At 71.0% G+C, this 17,922-nt stretch carries 17 protein-coding genes; 13 read left to right on the forward strand and 4 right to left on the reverse strand.

The annotated features are described in order from the left end of the window. Together GWK61_RS32505 and GWK61_RS32510 are read right to left on the reverse strand one after the other, a co-directional pair. A partial coding sequence (locus tag GWK61_RS32505) for an ISAzo13-like element transposase-related protein (protein WP_438939792.1) occupies window positions 1-466 on the reverse strand: 466 nt, incomplete at its 3' end. 247 nt (window positions 467-713) lie between these two features. After that, window positions 714-2,306: an FAD-dependent oxidoreductase gene (locus GWK61_RS32510; RefSeq protein ID WP_194915516.1), complete on the reverse strand. Its 1,593-nt coding sequence runs from the start codon at window positions 2,304-2,306 to the stop codon at window positions 714-716. Between the two features lie 203 nt (window positions 2,307-2,509). On the opposite strand from GWK61_RS32510, the gene GWK61_RS32515 reads away from it, so the two are divergent. The 12 genes from GWK61_RS32515 (at window position 2,510) to GWK61_RS32570 (ending at window position 12,678) form a co-directional block, all read left to right on the forward strand. Continuing rightward, window positions 2,510-3,652, forward strand: a complete 1,143-nt coding sequence (locus GWK61_RS32515) for a SchA/CurD-like domain-containing protein (RefSeq protein WP_194915517.1) — start codon at window positions 2,510-2,512, stop codon at window positions 3,650-3,652. 141 nt (window positions 3,653-3,793) lie between these two features. Continuing rightward, window positions 3,794-4,210, forward strand: a complete 417-nt coding sequence (locus GWK61_RS32520) for a cupin domain-containing protein (RefSeq protein WP_194915518.1) — start codon at window positions 3,794-3,796, stop codon at window positions 4,208-4,210. 11 nt (window positions 4,211-4,221) lie between these two features. Then, a complete protein-coding gene (locus GWK61_RS32525) occupies window positions 4,222-5,505 on the forward strand; it encodes a beta-ketoacyl-[acyl-carrier-protein] synthase family protein (RefSeq protein WP_323747857.1) in 1,284 nt (427 codons plus the stop codon). Then, window positions 5,502-6,746: a beta-ketoacyl synthase N-terminal-like domain-containing protein gene (locus tag GWK61_RS32530; RefSeq protein ID WP_194915519.1), complete on the forward strand. Its 1,245-nt coding sequence runs from the start codon at window positions 5,502-5,504 to the stop codon at window positions 6,744-6,746. Before GWK61_RS32525 ends, GWK61_RS32530 begins: the two co-directional genes overlap by 4 nt. Window positions 6,747-6,803: 57 nt before the next feature. Continuing rightward, complete coding sequence (locus GWK61_RS32535; protein ID WP_194915520.1) at window positions 6,804-7,055, forward strand: acyl carrier protein; 252 nt, start codon at window positions 6,804-6,806, stop codon at window positions 7,053-7,055. Window position 7,056: 1 nt separating this feature from the next. Continuing rightward, window positions 7,057-7,512, forward strand: a complete 456-nt coding sequence (locus tag GWK61_RS32540; RefSeq protein ID WP_194915521.1) for an SRPBCC family protein — start codon at window positions 7,057-7,059, stop codon at window positions 7,510-7,512. A 5-nt stretch (window positions 7,513-7,517) separates the two neighbouring features. Then, window positions 7,518-7,859, forward strand: coding sequence for a TcmI family type II polyketide cyclase (locus GWK61_RS32545; protein ID WP_194915522.1), 342 nt, complete (start codon window positions 7,518-7,520; stop codon window positions 7,857-7,859). Then, window positions 7,856-9,598, forward strand: coding sequence for an acetyl-CoA carboxylase, carboxyltransferase subunit beta (gene accD, locus GWK61_RS32550; RefSeq protein ID WP_194915523.1), 1,743 nt, complete (start codon window positions 7,856-7,858; stop codon window positions 9,596-9,598). The genes GWK61_RS32545 and accD overlap by 4 nt, the downstream gene beginning before the upstream one ends. Beyond that, window positions 9,595-10,191 (forward strand): acetyl-CoA carboxylase biotin carboxyl carrier protein, encoded by a 597-nt coding sequence (locus GWK61_RS59945; RefSeq protein ID WP_323747858.1) that lies wholly within the window; start codon window positions 9,595-9,597, stop codon window positions 10,189-10,191. The genes accD and GWK61_RS59945 overlap by 4 nt, the downstream gene beginning before the upstream one ends. A gap of 5 nt (window positions 10,192-10,196) precedes the next feature. Continuing rightward, window positions 10,197-11,555: an acetyl-CoA carboxylase biotin carboxylase subunit gene (locus tag GWK61_RS32560; RefSeq protein WP_194915524.1), complete on the forward strand. Its 1,359-nt coding sequence runs from the start codon at window positions 10,197-10,199 to the stop codon at window positions 11,553-11,555. Between the two features lie 185 nt (window positions 11,556-11,740). Then, window positions 11,741-12,373, forward strand: coding sequence for a nuclear transport factor 2 family protein (locus GWK61_RS32565; protein ID WP_194915525.1), 633 nt, complete (start codon window positions 11,741-11,743; stop codon window positions 12,371-12,373). Window positions 12,374-12,477: 104 nt separating this feature from the next. Then, on the forward strand, window positions 12,478-12,678 hold the full coding sequence (locus tag GWK61_RS32570; protein WP_194915526.1) for a hypothetical protein: 201 nt from the start codon (window positions 12,478-12,480) through the stop codon (window positions 12,676-12,678). Window positions 12,679-12,705: 27 nt separating this feature from the next. Here the strand turns inward: GWK61_RS32570 and GWK61_RS32575 are convergent, their stop codons facing one another. Then, window positions 12,706-13,797, reverse strand: a complete 1,092-nt coding sequence (locus GWK61_RS32575; protein WP_323747859.1) for an alpha/beta hydrolase — start codon at window positions 13,795-13,797, stop codon at window positions 12,706-12,708. A gap of 158 nt (window positions 13,798-13,955) precedes the next feature. Beyond that, window positions 13,956-15,839 (reverse strand): arabinofuranosidase catalytic domain-containing protein, encoded by a 1,884-nt coding sequence (locus tag GWK61_RS32580; protein WP_194915527.1) that lies wholly within the window; start codon window positions 15,837-15,839, stop codon window positions 13,956-13,958. Window positions 15,840-16,153: 314 nt separating this feature from the next. Between GWK61_RS32580 and GWK61_RS32585 the strand changes: the two genes are divergently transcribed. Beyond that, window positions 16,154-17,857 (forward strand): beta-1,3-glucanase family protein, encoded by a 1,704-nt coding sequence (locus tag GWK61_RS32585; RefSeq protein WP_194915528.1) that lies wholly within the window; start codon window positions 16,154-16,156, stop codon window positions 17,855-17,857. Window positions 17,858-17,922 lie beyond the last annotated feature (65 nt).

Here is a 17,922-nt window from a genome sequence, read left to right on the forward strand (position 1 = left end):
CGACCTTGGCGTTTCCCTGCAGACTGAAGCCTTCCCCGCGCAGCAGGTCCCCGACGGTGTCGGCGCCGACCCGATGCCCGGCGCGGGTCAGCTGCTCGGCCAGGTTCCGGGTCGACTTGGTCGTCCAACGCAGCGGCGACATCGGATCGCCCCGCACATCCGGCTCGACCAGCGCCAGCAGCGCCGGAATGAGCCCAGGATCAGTGTCGGCGAGCTTCTTGCGGCCGCCGCCGACCCGGCGCACCCGGCCCAGCGGCTCACCCCCGGCATCCACCTCGTCAACGCCGAGCGAGACCGTCGCCTCCCGCACCCCGGCGGCACGGGCCACCGCCCGGATCCCGCCGTGACCCAGCACCCTGGCATCCGCGCCCATCACCAAACGCCGCGCCCGCTCATCCAGATGCGGAAACAACACCAGGTACTTGTCGGCCAGCCCCGCCGCGAACTCCTCCACAGATATGCCCATACCACAACAACGATCCCCAGACCCGAAGGCTACGGGTTAATCCTCTGCGAGCCCTTACGGCTTCGCGCATGGTTGGATGGCCTCGCGGGGTGGCGCAGTTCAGTTGTGCCACGCGGTTGACGCTGGCGGCCGGCGGTGAGTCTGTGCACGACCGCGCGGCGGTTCGAGTGCTCGCGGGTGTGGTGTCGGCGAGCGGCGGTGAGTCTTCGAGCGGGAAGGTGCGGGATCCCGTCCCAGCACCCAAATATCAAAGCCTGAACACCTCGCGCAGCACATCCCCCAACTCGGCCTTCGCATCACTCGCCCCGCCGCCCGACCGCCACGCGACGAACCCGTCCGGCCGCACCAGCGCCGCGCCGTCCGGCTCGACGCCGTAGGCCTGCTGCCAATCAGTGTCCGTATTCGGCGCGTGGCACTCCAGCGGCACCCCGAGCTCCGCCGCCACCGGCGCCGCGGCGGCGTGCCACGCGCTGTCGTGCGCCGTCAGCAGCACCGGGACGCGCTCGAACAGATCGATGGTCGACACCCTCTCGCCGTCCCGATCGAGCCACAGGTGCGGGGCCCTGGTCCCAGGCTCCCCCGTGGCCGCGAAGTTCTCCGGAACAATCGGCGCCTGCGCATCCGCACCGACGACAGCGCCCGCCGTATACCGATACCCGAGCACGGCCGGCAGCATCGACGTCCGACCGGGACCACCGGCCGGCGCGTCGAAGCCCGGGTGCCGGTGCTCAGCCGAGCGGAGCACGGCACGCGACGCGGTCTCCACGGCCACCGGCCGGCGCTCGGCCCCGTACGATTCCAGCAGCTCCGGTCCCGCCCAACCGCCCAGCACGGCGGCCAGCTTCCACGCGAGATTGTGCGCATCCTGAATACCTGTGTTCGAACCGAACGCCCCGGTCGGCGGCATCTCGTGCGCTGAATCGCCGACCAGGAAGACCCGGCCGGAGTGGTACCGGTCGGCCACGCGCTCGGCCGCGTGCCACGGCGCCCGGCCGGTGATCTCCACCGGCAGGTCGGGAACGCCCGCGGCCGCCCGGATGTGCGCCGTGCACCGCTCGTCGGTGAAGTCCTCGATCGTCTCGCCCCGGTCGGGATGCCACGGCAGGTGGAAGACCCAGTTCTCGCGGTTGTCCACCGGGAGCAGCGCACCGGCGCCCTCGGGGTTGGTCACGTAGCAGGCGATGAACAACCGGTCCCCCACCACCTCGGCGAGCCGGCTCGCGCGGAAGGTGACGCTGACGTTGTGGAACAGGTCGCCACGTCCGCTCTGGCTGATGCCCAGGCGTTCCCGGATCGGGCTGCGGGGTCCGTCGGCGGCGACCAGGTAGTCGGCGTGGACCGTGCTGCGCTCTCCGGTGGACCGCTCGACCAGCTCTGCGGTGACGCCATCGCCATCCTGTTCGAACGAGACCAGCTCCGTGCCGAAACGGACCGTGCCGCCCAACTTCTCCGCGTGCCGCAACAGCACCGGTTCGAGATCGTTCTGACTGCACAAACACCACGAAGCGGGACTGAACCCGGCCGTCCGGCCGCCCGGATCGATCTGCCGGAACAGCCACTCCTGCTCGGTCCCCGCCAACGTGTCCGCTTGCAGGATCCCGTGGTTGTCGCGCAGGACTGACGCCGCCCGCCGGATGCCGGCGTCCACCCCGGCGACCCGGAACAGCTCCATGGTCCGCAGGTTGTTGCCGCGCCCCCGGGGGTGGTGCGAGGTCCGCGCGTGCCGCTCGACGAGCAGGTGGGGGACCCCGAGCCGGCCCAGGAACACCGACGTCGACAGGCCCACGAGGGAGCCTCCGACGACGAGGACCGGCACCCGGTGCGCGCTTGGCTGGTTCACGGCATGGCTCCATTCGTGGCGTGTCCCGGCGGTCAGCCGGCTCGGCCGACGGTTCTCGGCGTCCCGGCAGACCTCTCCTCTTCTCCATCCCCCGCAAGCGTCCTCATTGTGCGGATTTCGCCCGGATGGATGCGAATCATCGCGCCATCCGGATACCTCGGAAACGATCTGGTGGTCAGGCCACCTGAAAGAGAGAGGCGATCATGGCTCAGCCGTCTGCCGTCCTCGACGAGCGCGCCCGCCCGACGACCGACTCCCGCTTGCGGGTCGTCCTGTTGCTGGATGTGCAAGACGGCGCGCAACAACGCTTCCTCGACGCCTACGAGCAGATGCGGTACCAGGTCTCGGCCGTGCCGGGACATCTGATGGACCAGCTCTGCCAGTCCACCGAGGACCCGTTGCGCTGGCTGATCACCAGCGAGTGGGAGGCCGCCGAGCCGTTCCTGACCTGGTTGGACAGCCCGGAGCACCGCGAGGTCGTCAGACCCCTGAGCAGCTGCGTCCGGGACACCAGATCCCTGCGGTTCACGGTGTTCCGGGAGACCTTCGGCACGCGGAGCGTCGACAGCGCCCTGCCGCCGAGGGAACGGAACGGATCGGCGCACCCCGTGGCGCTCGGGCCCGGGCCGGACGGCATCACCCGGCACGCACTCACCTTCTTCGTGAAGCCCGGCAGCGAACAGACCGTCGCCGGCATCCTCGCCGGCTACACCTCCCCTGCGGCAAAGGTCGACGACACCACGCGCCTGGTCCGCACCTCGCTGTTCATGCGCGGAAACCAGGTGGTCCGTTCGGTCGAAGTGGTCGGCGACCTGGTCGCCGCCCTGCGCCACGTCGCCGCGCAGCCCGAGGTGAGGGCGGTCGAGGAGGCGATCAATCCGTATCTGGAGCAGGCCCGGGATCTGAGCGACCCGCTGTCCGCCAGAGACTTCTTCATGCGCGCCGCGCTGCCCGCCGTCCATCACCACGCGCGCGCCAAGCAGCCCCCGTCCGCGCAGGAGCCGAGCCGGTACGCGTTCTCCTATCCGGCGCGGCCAGGCTGCGGCGCCGCGGTCGCCGAGTACCTCTCCCGCCAGGACAAGGCCGCCGTGAACGACTCGGCCTCGCCGCTCGTGCGCAGCACCGTGTTCCAGCGCGAGGACTGCGTGGTCCGGTTGGTCGACCTGACCGTGCCGCCGCAGACCGATCCGGCGGCGGCGCTCGGCCTCACCGGTCCCCGGGCCGGCGCCGTGCTGGCCCGGCTGCTGCGGTCCGCGCCGGAGCTGCGCGACGACGACGGCCGCCGGGCCGCGCTGGCCGGCTGGGAGCTGACGCCGATCACCGACCGGCGCTCGCCGCAGGCCTGACGATCGAACCGGAGCCGGGCCCGACGGCCGATATGCGAACACTGCGAACACTGCGAACGCTGCCGACACTGCCAACACTGCGAAACCGCGAACTCCCGACACCTGGTGCCGGGCCACCCGAAGCGCAAGGGGAAGTTTGTCATGACCACGCACCTGCCTGTCGTCGTCAATGTCAGCGACGCTCCGTCGAACCGCCGCCGCGGCGGCGACCTGCGGGCCATGCTCACGCCGTCCGCGGTCGGCGCGACGAGCGGGTTCATGGGAGTCGCGATCGTGCAGCCCGGGGAGCGCATCGGCGAGCACTACCACCCCTTCTCCGAGGAGTTCGTCTTCGTCGTCAGCGGCGACCTCGTGGTCGACCTCGACGGCACACCGCAGCCGCTGCGCCCGGACCAGGGCCTGATGATCCCGATCGGTATGCGCCACCGGTTCCGCAACGTCGGCACCACCGAGGCGCGCCTGGTGTTCCACCTCGGCCCGCTGGCCCCGAGCCCGGAGCTCGGCCACGTGGACACCGAGCAGGAGGACGCGCCGGAACCGGCGGAGGCCGTCCGATGACGACCCCTGCGATGTCGACCCCTCCGATGGCGACCCGTCGGGCGGCCGTGACGGGAATCGGCGTGGTGGCGCCCGGGGCGACAGGCGTCCCGGCGTTCTGGGACCTGCTCTCGGCCGGCCGCACGGCCACCCGCGCCATCACCTTCTTCGACCCCGAGGGCTTCCGCTCCCGCATCGCCGCCGAGTGCGACTTCGACCCCGCCGCCGGCGGCCTGAGCGCCGAGGAGATCGACCGCAACGACCGCTACGTATGGTTCGCGCTCGCCGCCGCGGCCGAGGCGATCCAGGACAGCGGCCTGGACCTCGGCGCCGCCGATCCGTGGCGGCTCGCGGTGTCGCTGGGGACCGCGGTCGGCGCCACGACCCGGCTGGAGCACGACTACGTCGGGGTCAGCGCCGAAGGCCAGGCCTGGGACGTCGACCACCGCAAGGCCGGTTCCTACCTCGAACGCGCCTTCGCGCCGAGCACCCTGGCCTCGGCCGTGGCCGAACGCTTCGGCGCCTCAGGGCCCGTACAAACCGTCTCCACCGGCTGCACCTCCGGCCTGGACGCCGTCGGCTACGCCGCGCAGGCGATCGAGGACGGCCGGGCCGACGTGGTGATCGCAGGAGCCTGCGACTCCCCGATCTCGCCGATCACCGTCGCCTGCTTCGACGCGATCAAGGCCACCTCGGCGCGCAACGACGACCCCGAGCACGCCTCCCGTCCCTTCGACGCCGGCCGGGACGGCTTCGTGCTCGGCGAGGGCGGAGCCGTGCTGGTCCTGGAGGAACTGGAGCAGGCCCGCCGGCGCGGCGCGCGGATCTACGCGGTGCTCAACGGCTTCGCGACGTTCGGCAACGCGCACCACATGACCGGGCTCACGCAGGAGGGCCGGGAGATGTCCGAGGCGATCGACCGCGCCCTGGACCACGCCCGGCTCGACCCGGCGGACGTGGACTACGTCAACGCCCACGGCTCGGGCACCAAACAGAACGACCGCCACGAGACCGCCGCGGTCAAACGCTCGCTCGGCGCGCACGCGTATCAGACCCCGATGAGCTCGATCAAGTCGATGGTCGGGCACTCGCTCGGGGCCATCGGCGCGATCGAGCTGGCGGCCTGCGCCCTGGCGCTGCACCACGGCGTGGTCCCGCCGACGGCCAACTACAGCAAGCCCGATCCGGAATGCGACCTGGACTACGTCCCGGGCAGCGCCCGCGAGCTCCCGCTGCGCCACGTGCTCTCGGTCGGCAGCGGCTTCGGCGGCTTCCAGTCGGCGGTCGTGCTCAGCCGTGAAGGAGCCTCCTTATGAACGGCTCCACGGCCCGCCGACGCGCGGCGATCACCGGGATCGGGGTGGTGGCGCCCAACGGCGTCGGCACCGACGACTTCTGGAAGGCGACGTGTCAGGGCACTTCCGTGCTCGCCCCGATCGACCGGGAGGGCTGCGAGCAGTACCCGCTGCGGATCGCCGGGCTGGTCAAGGGTTTCGATCCGGCGCAGTTCGTCGAGGACCGGGTTCTGGTCGCGACCGACCGGTTCACGCACTTCGCGTTGGCCGCCGCCGGTATGGCGCTCGACGACTCCGCGCTGCCGATCGACCCGGACGGCGACCCCTTCGGCATCGGCGTGGTGACGGCGGCCGGCTCAGGCGGAGGCGAGTTCGGCCAGCGCGAGCTCCAGCAGCTGTGGAGCCAGGGTCCGCACCATGTCGGGCCGTACCAGTCGATCGCCTGGTTCTACGCGGCGAGCACCGGGCAGATCTCCATCCGCGGCGGGTTCAAGGGACCGTGCGGGGTGGTGGCCAGCGACGAGCCCGGCGGTCTGGACGCGCTCGCGCACGCCGCTCGCAACGTCGTGCGGGGCACCAGCGCGGTGGTGGTCGGTGCGGTCGAGGCACCGATCGCGCCGTACTCGATGGTGTGCCAGCTCGGGTACCCGGAGCTGAGCACCGTCGCCGAGGCCGAGCAGGCGTATCTGCCTTTCGCCAAGCAGGCCAACGGATTCGTGCCGGCCGAAGGCGGCGCCTTCTTCGTGCTCGAAGACGAGGCGACCGCACGGGCTCGCGGCGCGCGGATCCGGGCCGTGGTGGCTGGGCACGCCGCGACGTTCACCGGCGCGTCCCGGTGGGCCGAGTCGCGGGAAGGACTCGCGCACGCCATCCGTGGTGCGCTCGCCGAGGCGGACTGCCCGCCGGAGGACGTGGACGTGGTCTTCGCCGACGCCCTCGCCGTGCCCGAGGCCGACCGCGCCGAGGCCCTGGCGCTGGCCGACGTGCTGGGCGAACACGCCGCGCGGGTCGCGGTGACCGCGCCCAAGGCGGGTATCGGCCGCGCCTACTGCGGAGCCTCGGCGCTCGACACGGCCGCCGCCGCACTGGCCCTGGAGCAGGGACTGATCCCGCCGACCCCGAACGCCGACGGCTGCGCGTACGACCTCGACCTGGTCACGGGTTTCGCCCGGACCACCGCACCGCGCACCGCGCTGGTGCTCAGCAGGGGCCTGATGGGCTCCAACTCCGCTCTGGTCCTCAGGCGCGGCTCAGAGTGCTGACAGGCCCGACGACCCCCCGATGAACGTCCCGACAGGGACACGACGAAGGAGCCACCCATGACCGTCGAACTCACCTCCACGGACCTGGCCACCTTGCTGAAGCAGAAGGCCGGGGTCACCGTCAGCCCGCTCGACCTGGACCGGCCGGGCGCCACCTTCGACGACTTCGGGGTGGACTCGCTCGGGCTGCTGGCCGTCGTCGGGGAACTGGAGAACCGGCACGGCCGGTCGATGACCTCCGCCGAGACCTCCAAGTCCTCGGCCGAGTTCCTACAAGCCGTGAACCTCTCGTTAAAGGAAGGGTCCTGACATGCCCGGGCACACCGACAACACCGTCGTCATCAACGCCCCGCTGGATCTGGTGTGGCAGATCACGAACGATCTGGAGAACTGGCCCAGCTTGTTCAGCGAGTACGCGTCCGTGGAGGTGCTGGACCGCGAAGGCGAGCGCACGCGCTTCCGATTGACGATGCATCCCGACGAGAACGGCAAGATCTGGAGCTGGGTCTCCGAACGCGAGACGGACCGCGAAGCGCAAGCCGTCCGCGCGCGCCGGGTCGAACCCGGACCGTTCGAGTACATGGACATCCGGTGGGAGTACGGCGAGGTCCCGGAGGGCACCAGCATGCGCTGGATCCAGGACTTCGCGATGAAGCCGACCGCGCCGGTGGACGACGCGGGCATGACCCAGCGGATCAACAAGAACTCCCTGGTCCAGATGGACCTGATCCGCGAGAAGGTCGAGAAGCGCGCGGCGGAGGTGTGACGGCCGTGCATCGCACCCTCATCGTCGCCCGGATGAAGCCGGGCTCCGCGGACGGTATCGCAGAGGTCTTCGCCGACTCCGACCGCGGCGAGCTGCCGGACCTGATCGGCGTCCGGGGCCGCAGCCTGTTCCAGTTCGGCGACGTCTACCTGCACCTGATCGAGTCCGAGCAGCCGGCCGGGCCGCAGGTCGCGCGGCACGCGGGGCATCCGGAGTTCCGGGCCGTCAGCGAACGGCTGGCCGCGTACGTCAACGCCTACGACCCGGACACCTGGCGCGAGCCCAAGGACGCGATGGCCCGCGAGTTCTACCGCTGGGACCGGGCCGGCTCGGGCGACTGGCCGTGACCGCCGTCGAGGGGGCACGGGAGTCTTCGGCGTCGCACTGGGTGCGGTGCGAGGGCTGCGAAGGGCTGCTCTACGCCAAGCGCTTCATCAGGATGCTGAAAGTCTGCCCGGAGTGCGCGCGGCACGGACGGCTGACCGCGCCCGAACGGCTGGACCAGCTGCTCGACCCCGGATCGGCCGTACCGATCCGGGGCGGCCCGACGGTGCACGATCCGCTGGAGTTCGTGGACAGCCGGCCGTACCCGGACCGGTTGCGGGACGCCCGGGCCGACACCGGGTTGTCCGACGCCGCGGTCAGTGTCAGTGGCCTGATCGAGGGACATCCGGTGGTGGCCGTCGCGATGGACTTCCGGTTCCTCGGCGGCAGCCTCGGGTGCGCCGTCGGGGCGATGATCGCCCAGGCGGCCGCGACGAGCCTGGCGCGCCGGGTCCCGCTGCTGGTCGTGACCGCCTCCGGCGGGGCCAGGATGCAGGAGGGCGTGCTGTCGCTGATGCAGATGGCGAAGACCGCACAGGCGTTCGCGGCGCTGGACGAGGCCGGGATCCTGACGGTGTCGCTGATCACCGACCCGACGTACGGGGGCGTGGCGGCGTCGTTCGCGAGCCTGGCCGACGTCATCTTCGCCGAGCCCGGGGCCCGGATGGGGTTCGCCGGGCCCCGGGTGATCGAGCAGACGATCGGCGAGCGCCTTCCCGAGGGGTTTCAGACTGCTGAGTTCCTGCTGCGGCACGGGATGGTGGACGACGTGGTGCCGCGGGCCGGTCTTCGGTCGGCGTTGGCGCGGGTGCTGAGCATCGGCGACCGATCTCCCGCCGATCCGGCCCCGGGCTCGCCTTCCGCTGTCGTCGAAGGCGTCGTCGAGGGCGCCGGCGAAGCGATCTTCCGGACGGCCGACCAGCTCACCGAACGCGCCGCCTGGGACACCGTCCGCCTGGCGCGCCATCCCGAGCGGCCGACCACGCCCGACTACATCCGGCACGTCGTCGACGACTTCCAGGAGCTGCACGGCGACCGCCTGGCCGAGGACTGCCCGGCCATCGTCGGCGGGACCGGTCTGGTCGCCGGGATTCCGGTGATGCTGATCGGCCACCACAAGGGCGGACCGGATCTCACCGAACGCCGGCGGCGGCGGTTCGGCATGGCGACCCCGGCCGGCTACCGCAAGGCGGCGCGGCTGATGCGGATGGCCGCCAAGCTCGGGCTGCCGGTCGTCACGCTCATCGACACGCCGGGGGCGAATCCGGGTCCTGATGCCGAGCGGGCCGGGCAGGCGGTCGCGATCGCCGAGAACCTGCGGCTGATGGCGCGGCTGCCGGTGCCGATCGTGGCCGTGCTGACCGGCGAGGGCGGCAGCGGCGGGGCGCTGGCGTTGGCGGTGGCCGACCGGGTGCTGGTGAGCGCGAACGGGATGTACTCGGTGATCAGCCCGGAGGGCTGCGCCGCGATCCTGTGGAAGGCGCCGGAGGCGGCGACGACGGCGGCCGCCGCGTTGCGGGTGCAGGCCGGGGACCTGCTGCGGCTCGGCATCGTCGACGGGGTCGTCCCGGAGCCGCCGGACGGTGCGCACCGGGACTCCGCCGGGGCGGCCGTGCTGCTGGAGAGCGCGTTGAAGGCGACGCTTCAGGAGCTCATGCCCTGGGACCCGCAGCGGCTGATCGCCGAGCGCAGAGACCGTTTCCACCGGTTCGGGACTGAAGAGGCCGAGTCGGTGGGACCCGAGGAAAGGAGCAGGCCGTGACCACCGACCTCAGGGACGAGGCTGCCAAGAACGGCGTGGTGCGACGACACGCGACGGGTGGTGTGATGCGGGCTGCGGCGGTCGGGCCGGAGACGGCTGATCTGGCGGCGATGTGCCACCACGTCGCGGATCTGGCGCGGACGCGGCCGGAGCCGCCGAGCCGGATCCGGCTGGAGCATCTGGGGACCGCGTTGGAGATCGAGTGGCCTGCGCCTGTTTCGGAGACGAGCGCGCCGGTATCAGGGGCCGGAGTCGGTCGGGACGCGGCCGGATCCTCTTCGCCGCACACGGATTCTCTGGCTGCCGAAGCTGCTGGCGCCGCCGACGACGGGTTCCAGCGCGTGTGCGCGCCGATGATCGGCACGTTCTATCACTCCCCCGAGCCCGGCGCGCCGCCGTTCGTGGCGGTGGGCGACAGCGTCGTGCCGGGACAGCGGATCGGGATCCTCGAAGTGATGAAGATGATGAGTCCGGTCGAGGTCCAGGTCGCGGGGATCGTGCGGGAGGTCCTCGTGCCCGACGGCGGTGCTGTGGAGTTCCAGCAGCCGCTGATCGTCGTCGAGCCGGCCCGCGAGCCGTCAGCCGGGCGCTGAGCGCCGTGTTCGGGACCGTGCTGATCGCCAACCGGGGCGAGATCGCCCTGCGGGTCGCCCGCACCTGCCGGGAGCTGGGCATCCGTACCGTGGCCGTGCACTCCACCGCGGACCGGGAGTCCGCGGTGGTGCGCTTCGCCGACGAGTCCGTGCACATCGGGCCGTCGTCGGCGAAGGCCAGCTACCTGCACATGCCCTCGGTCATGGAGGCGGCGCTGCGCACCGGCGCCGACGCGATCCACCCCGGGTACGGTTTCCTGTCGGAGGACCCTGATTTCGCAGAGGTCTGCGAGGCCCACGGCATCACGTTCATCGGCCCGCCGCCGCACGTGATCGAGAAACTCGGCGACAAGGCCCTGGCCCGGCAGCTGATGGCCGAGGCCGGACTGCCGGTGCTGCCGGGGTCGGTCGGAGCGGTGACCGGGCTGGCCGAGGCACGCAAGGTCGCCGACGAGATCGGATACCCGCTGATCCTCAAGGCGGTGGCCGGCGGCGGCGGACGCGGTATCGCCGTGGTGCGGGCCGGTGACCAGCTGACGCAGGCCTTCCGCCAGACCAGCGCGCACGCTCGTGCCGTATTCGGCGACGACCGGCTCTACGTGGAGCGCTTCGTCGAGGACGCGCGCCACATCGAGGTGCAGGTGCTGTGCGACCGGCACGGCGCCGCGGTGCACCTCGGCGAGCGGGACTGCTCGGTCCAGCGCCGGTATCAGAAGCTGATCGAGGAGGCGCCGGCGCCGAACCTGCCCGACGCGCTGCGCGGGCAGATGTGCGACGCGGCTGTGCGCGGTGCGCTGGCGGTGGGGTATGTCGGGGCGGCGACGTTCGAGTTCGTGCTCGCGGCCGACGGCTCGTTCCACCTCATGGAGGTCAACTGCCGGCTCCAGGTGGAGCACCCGGTCACCGAGATGACCACGGGGATTGATCTGGTGCGGGAGCAGCTGCTGATCGCCGCCGGGCTGCCGCTGACCATCCGGCAGGAGGACGTCGCGCCGAGAGGCTGGGCGATCGAGAGCCGGGTGAACGCCGAGGACCCGGACCAGGACTTCGCACCGGCCCCGGGCCTGCTGACGGAGTTCGTGCCGCCGGGCGGACCCTTCGTCCGCGTGGACTCGCACGCCTACCCGGGCTGGCTGGTCGGGCCGGACTACGACTCGCTGCTGGCCAAGACGGTCGTCTGGGCCCCCGACCGCGACCAGGCCCTCGCCAGAATGGACCGCGCACTCGGCGAGTTCCGCGTCGAGGGGCACGGCCTGCGCACGACGATCGGCTTCCTGCGCGAGATCCTCGCGCACCCGGCGCACCGGGCCGGGCGGCACACGACGGGGTTCGTCGCGGGGATGGCGGCGGAGCGGGCGAAGTAGGCTCGCCGCACCTCGCCGAGCGTCGCAGGATCCTGCCGCGGGCCGCTGGCGCCCCGACTTCCTCCAAATCGGCTTCCTCCCAGCTCACAGCCGAAGTTCAAACATTCGCTTGACAGGGTCGCGCGATCCGCGCCATGCTTCTAACTGTTCAAACGAATGCTTGATTAAATAACTGGGAGAAGGCCATGACCTCGCTCACCCGCAAGACGATCGTCACCGCCGCCGCCGTCGCCAGCCTGACCGGCGTCGCCATCGCCGCCGCGCCGGCGCAGGCCGCAAGCCCGGCCGGCGTCACGCAGTCGCACGCGGCCCTGAGCCGCAGCCAGCTCGCCGCGCTGCCGCTCACCAACCGGCACCTGACCGCGCACGAGATCGCCAACCTGGCGGTCGTGCTGGGCGCGTACCACGACGCCGAGGGCAAGAGCCTGAACGTGAAGGCGTTCATCAACAGCTTCACCAAGGACGGCGTCTTCAACGACAAGGTCGCCGGCCAGAGCTACCAGGGCCAGGCCCTCGGCGACGTCCTGACGCGCATGGCCGGCATCTTCCCCGACGTGCACCGCGACCTGAAGAGCATCACCGTCGACGGCGACACGGTCACCCTCGAACTGTCGATCCAGGGCACCTTCGAGGGGCCGGCGCAGACCCCGGCCGGCATCCTCAAGCCGAACGGCGCGCGGATCGACGCCCCGACCGCCGACTTCTGGTACCTGCACGACGGAAAGATCACGAAGTTCGACTGCTTCGTCGGCTACACCGACATGTACGCGCAGATGGGTGTGAACCTCGACTGGGCCGGCGCGGTCGCCAAGGGGTGAGCCGGCCCCACGCCCCCCGAACGGCGTACCACCCGGCGGCGGACCGCCACCCCGCGCGGCATGTTGGCATCAGCCCGACACCCGGCAGGACAGGAGCTGGCCCGATGGACGTCCAGTACAGGCACCCCAGCCGAGCCAGCCGCCGCGAGTACGAAGCACGCCAGGCCCGGCAGCTGCGCAACCGCAAGGTCGGCGCGGCGGTCGGCGGCGTGTCGGTGGCGGTGACCGCCGCGCTGGCGATCCTGCGGGCGGCCGGGGTGGGCGGTCCGTCGTCCGGGCCCGGTCGGACGGCCGGCAGGGGCTAGCGGGACCCGGAGCTACGGAGCGTAAAACTAGCCGGCGGCCCGCGCCGCCAGCGCCGCGACCGCCTCGGCGACGGCCCCGGGACTGTTGACCGACGTCAGGTGCTGAGCGCCGGGAATGACAGTCGGGGCCGGCGCGCCGATCCGCGCCGCGGTGGACTGCGGCGAACCCGGGTCGTAGGAGGAGTCGGCGCCGCCGAACACGACCGACTTCGGGATCGGCAGCGTGGCCAGTTCGGCTAGGCGCGCCGGCGGGAGCCCGGCGACACCGAGGTTGACCATGCTCCACAATGCTTCCTCGGCGCCCGGCACTTCCAGCGGACGCCGCCACTGGTCCAGCCCCGCGGCGTCCAGTTTGGGGCAGCCCGAGCCGCAGGTGGCGCCGTAAATGGCGCGGACGACGGTATCGGAACGAATCGCCAGCCGCATCAGGGTCGTGCGATACGGGTTGAGGAACAGGTGCGTGAGCGGCGTCTTCTGCCCCGCGCCGGTGGCCAGGCCGTCCCCGTCGAGGAACATGATGCCGCTGACGTCGCCGGGCTTGTCCAGCGTCGCGAGCGCCGCCACCGCCGCGCCGCTGGAGTGGCCGACAAGCAGCGGCTTGTCCAGGTGCAGGGCCTCGATGAACGCCTCAAGCTGGCGCGCCTGGTGCCCGACGTCGAACGGCGCGACGCGCTGCGTGTAGCCCCAGCCGTCGATGTCGAGCGCGTAGACCCGGTGCCCCTGCGCGGCGAGCAGCGGCGCGAGGTACTGCCAGGTGTCGGCGGACTCCACGAAGCCGTGCACGAGGACGATCGGCGTGCCGCTCGCACCCCACTCGCGGTAGCGGGTCGAGACGTCGCCGGCCTGCACGTAGGTCAGGCCGGCCGGCACGGAGGCGCGGCCGTCGGTGGCGGCGTTGTACACGGTGGACAGGAACGTACTGGCGACGAACAACACCGCGACGGTCTTCGCGAGCCGGCGCAGCCAACGTCTGCGACGGCTGCGGAAGGGGATCAGCGGGACCGGCGGGGTCGGCTGGATCGTCTCGGTCGGCTGGCTCAGCGGCGCGGCGTCCTCGGCCGACGACACCGGATCTTCGGGCGGGTCCTCGTCGAGGAGATCCGTCGCAGTCACGTCCACCTGGTCGACGATAGTCGGCGGCGCGGCTGAAGGTCGTTCCAGGGCGCCTTGCGGACTACGGACGGCGTGCCGTCGGCCGTGAGCCGGACAGCACGCCGCACGTACCGGACCAGCCGGACCAGCCTCAACAGGCGGCCGCGACCCTCCTACTCACCCTCCTACTCAAGCGAGAACTTCTGCGCCGCGGACTGATTGCAGGTGTAGATCTGCAACTGCGTCCCGTTCGCCGTGTTGTCCCCCGGGTCGTCGAGGCACAGGCCCGACTGCGGGTTGAACAGCGAGCCGTCGGACCGTGCCTGCCAGACCTGGCCGCCGACGCCGTTGCAGTCGTACAGCTCGACCTTCGTGCCGACCGCGGTGCCATTGCCGTCGATGTCCAGGCAGCGGCCCAGGGTCTCCAGCGAGCCGTTCGTGTTGTGGTACCAGTGCTGGTCGGCGGCGTAGGGCTGGCAGTCCCAGAGCTGGACGTGCGTGAGGTTCCCGCCGTTGTCGTCGCCGGCTACGTCAACGCACTGATTGCCGGGGCCGTTGACGGTGCCGCCGCCATTGACCGAGAACTGCTGGGCGGGGGTGTTGTTGCAGGTGTAGATCTGTAGCTGCGTGCCGTTGGAGGTGTTGCCGCTCGGGTCGTCGAGACAGAGCCCTGATTGCGGGTTCAGCAGCGAGCCGTTGCTCTGCTGGATCCACTTCTGGCCGCCGACGCCGTTGCAGTCCCACAGCTCCACCTTGGTGCCGACCGCGGTGCCGTCGCCGTCGATGTCCAGGCAGCGCCCCAGGGTCTCCAGGGAGCCGTCGGAGTTGTGCGTCCAGTGCTGGTCGATCGCGTTCGGCTGGCAGCTCCACAGGTTGACCTGCGTCAGATCGCGGCCGGCGTCGTCCCCGAGGACGTCCACACACTGGCCGCCGGGCAGGGTGATCGTGCCGCCGGAGGACTGCGGGCGGCCGCCGCTGTTGCCGCTGTAGTTCTGCGCGACGATGTTGGCCTGGACGGCGGCGTCAGCGGCATCGCTGGGCACGCCGGCGGTCATCACGCCTTCGAAGAAGGTGCCCATGTCGCTGTTGCTGTTGTCCCCGCCGGTGCCGAGCACGATGGCGCCTTCCAGCGACATCGGCGTGTAGCCGTTGGGTGGGAGCGAGCCGTTGTACCAGATACTCAGCCCGCCGGATTGCGAGTTCCCGCCTTCGACCTCGAAGGTCGACTGGTTGTTGCTCTTCACCATCCCGGTGACGAACTCGCTGTTGTTGCCGGTGTTCCCGAGGTTGCTGCCCGCACCGGTGTAGAGCCCGTTCTCCAGGTCGGCCTGGACCCACGGACCGGAGCCGGCGCAGGGGCTCTGGCCGCACCCGGTGCCGATGTAGACCGACTCCATGCGACCGTTGCCGGTGTCCTGGTTGTTGGTCTCGGCGTTGCCGTAGTCGAAGCAACAGCCGTTGTTGACGTGCGTGCCGCTGGCGACCATGTACGCGCCCTGAGGCTGGCCGCCGACGGGCACCGCGGTGGTGTTGTCGTCCCGGTAGCCGACGCCGGGCCCGACGTACAGGCCGTAGGCCTTGGAGCCGTTGACGAGGATGTGCGCGGCGTTGGCGTTCGCCGCGACGTCCGGGTTCGGGGCCGCGCCGCCGCCACCCTCGATGGTCAGGTCGTTGTGCTGCGGCGACTGGTCGTAGACCTTGTTGATCGTGCAGGCGGTCTGCACGCAGAAGACGTCCTGCGAATCAGCGTTCGTATAACCGCCGGCCGAGGTGAGGCCGACGTCCATGGTCGCGCCGTCGGAGGCGCGTCGGACCTGGTAGAGCGGCCCGTTGTAGGACGCGTAGAGCGCCCGGACCGTACTGTGCGCGGCCACGCACGGGGTTCCCGCGGAGGCGTAGATGTCGCAGGGTTCTTGCGAACCCGCGGCCCGGGCGGCGCCGGGGCCGGTGGTGAGGACGCCGAGGATGAGGACCACGACCGCGCCGATCGACATCGCGAGGCGGTGCCAAAGGCGCGCGTGCGGCACGGCGCCCCGGTCGGCGGGACGGGCAGGTGGGGATGAACGCATGGGCGATGCTCCCTGGGGACGGGGATACACGTAGCCTTACAACCACGCGGCCGGTCGACGGCACGCGTGGCTGGACACCCTGAGGGTAGGGGTCGGCGTCCGAACGGCACGGTACGACGGGCGTTGCCTTCCGTCAATAAGTGCTCTGTTTTGCAGATCGATGTTCGATCTTTACGAATCCATGGGTCCCAGGACATTGACGGCAGACTGCCGGGTTTCCATACTCTGAGGCGAACCGCGTGTCGTAAACGTTTCCGGCCCCCACCCCATGCACCTCCCCACAATCGGTGCAGACCGCTCCCGAGGAGCGCCCCATGATGAATCGCAGAAAGCTGCTGTCCTCCGCCGTCGCGATCGGCGGCACCGCGCTCGGCCTGGGCACCGGCGCACTGGCCTTCCGGGCCTCGGCGACCACCCCCACGTTGCAGATCGCCCTGCAGAACACCACGACCTCGAACCAGGTCTACGCCTACGTCACCGGCCAGGCGATCGACAACAACAATGCCCTGATGCTCCTGCAGTCCGACGGGCACACGGTCTACAACCCGGCCTCGCCCGGCTCCCCCGGCAGTCCGCTGGGCGCCAATTGCGCGATCGCGCTCGGCGCGCCGGGCAGCACCACCACGATCACCATCCCGCACATCGCCGGCGGCCGGATCTGGTTCTCCGTCGGCGCCCCGCTGACCTTCCTGCTCAACCCGGGCCCGGGCCTGGTCGAGCCGTCGGTGAGCAACCAGTCGGACCCGAACATCCACGTGATGTGGGACTTCTGCGAGTTCACGTACAACGACTCGCAGATGTACGCCAACATCAGCTTCGTCGACTTCGTCGCGCTGCCGATCTCGCTGACCCTGACGAACGCCTCCGGCGGGACGCAGACCGTCGCCGGCCTGCCGGCCAACGGCCTGGACACCGTCTGCTCCGGTCTGAGAGCCCAGCACGCCTCGGACGGCGCCGGCTGGGACCAGCTGGTCGTCACCTCCGGCGGGGCCAACCTGCGCGCGCTGAGCCCGAACAACGGCATCGTCATCAACAGCTCGCTGTTCTCCGGGTACTACCAGCCCTACGTGAACCAGGTGTGGTCGCAGTACTCGAACCAGACGCTGACCATCGACACCCAGGCCTCCTGGGGCACCGTGACCGGCCAGGTCTCCGGCGGACAGCTGAACTTCCCCGGCGTCGGCAGCTTCTCCCAGCCCTCGGCCGCGGACATCTTCAGTTGCAGCACCGGCCCGTTCGCCAACGCCAACGGCGAGTTCGGCACGCTGATCGCGCGGATCAGCGCCGCGTTCAATCGCAGCACCCTGCTGATCGACTCGAACCAGCCCGACGGCGAGAACCCGGCGAACTACTACAAGAACGCGATCACCAACCACTACTCGCGGATCGCGCACGCGGCCAGCCTGGACGGCCGCGGCTACGGCTTCCCGTACGACGACGTCACCCCGAACGGCGGCACCGACCAGTCCGGCGCGGTGTCCGACGGCAACCCGACGCTGCTGACCGTCGCGGTCGGCGGCGGCACCGCGACCGGGCCGGGCGGCGGCGGGCCGAGCCAGTCCTCCAGCTCCTCCAGCTCCCCCAGCGGCGGGGGCGGGGGCAGCGTTAGCGCGTACTCGACGATCCAGGCCGTGAGCTACAGCTCGCACAACGGCACGCAGAACGAGGCCACGTCGGACTCCGGCGGCGGCCAGGACGTCGGCTGGATCGCCAACGGCGACTGGCTCGCGTACTCGAACGTCGACTTCGGCAGCGCCGGCGCGACCCAGTTCAAGGCGCGGGTCGCCTCCGGTGCCGCGGCCGGTGTCAGTGGCCTGGTTCAGGTCGCGCTGGACAGCCCGACGGCGGCGCCGATCGGCAGCTTCGCCGTCGGGAACACCGGCGGCTGGCAGTCGTGGGAGACGGTGCCGGCGAACATCGGCAGGGTCACCGGCGTGCACACGGTCTACCTGACGTTCTCCAGTGGGCAGCCGGCCGACTTCGTGAACGTGCACTGGTTCACTTTCGCGCAGTCCTGATTCACCGCTTTCCGACCGTCCTGATCGACATCCCCGCCCGAGTCCCCGTCCGAGTCCGGCGTCCC

The sequence above is a fragment of the Catenulispora rubra genome (assembly GCF_015356825.1).
Taxonomy (GTDB): domain Bacteria; phylum Actinomycetota; class Actinomycetes; order Streptomycetales; family Catenulisporaceae; genus Catenulispora; species Catenulispora rubra.

Coding starts and splice junctions, on each gene's coding strand:
- GWK61_RS32530 (WP_194915519.1), top strand. CDS start 5,502: ATGAACGGCTCCACGGCCCGCCGACGCGCGGCGATCACCGGGATCGGG.
- GWK61_RS32520 (WP_194915518.1), top strand. CDS start 3,794: ATGACCACGCACCTGCCTGTCGTCGTCAATGTCAGCGACGCTCCGTCG.
- GWK61_RS32585 (WP_194915528.1), top strand. CDS start 16,154: ATGATGAATCGCAGAAAGCTGCTGTCCTCCGCCGTCGCGATCGGCGGC.
- GWK61_RS32515 (WP_194915517.1), top strand. CDS start 2,510: ATGGCTCAGCCGTCTGCCGTCCTCGACGAGCGCGCCCGCCCGACGACC.
- GWK61_RS32535 (WP_194915520.1), top strand. CDS start 6,804: ATGACCGTCGAACTCACCTCCACGGACCTGGCCACCTTGCTGAAGCAG.
- GWK61_RS32565 (WP_194915525.1), top strand. CDS start 11,741: ATGACCTCGCTCACCCGCAAGACGATCGTCACCGCCGCCGCCGTCGCC.
- GWK61_RS32570 (WP_194915526.1), top strand. CDS start 12,478: ATGGACGTCCAGTACAGGCACCCCAGCCGAGCCAGCCGCCGCGAGTAC.
- GWK61_RS32540 (WP_194915521.1), top strand. CDS start 7,057: ATGCCCGGGCACACCGACAACACCGTCGTCATCAACGCCCCGCTGGAT.
- GWK61_RS32580 (WP_194915527.1), bottom strand. CDS start 15,839: ATGCGTTCATCCCCACCTGCCCGTCCCGCCGACCGGGGCGCCGTGCCG.
- GWK61_RS32525 (WP_323747857.1), top strand. CDS start 4,222: ATGTCGACCCCTCCGATGGCGACCCGTCGGGCGGCCGTGACGGGAATC.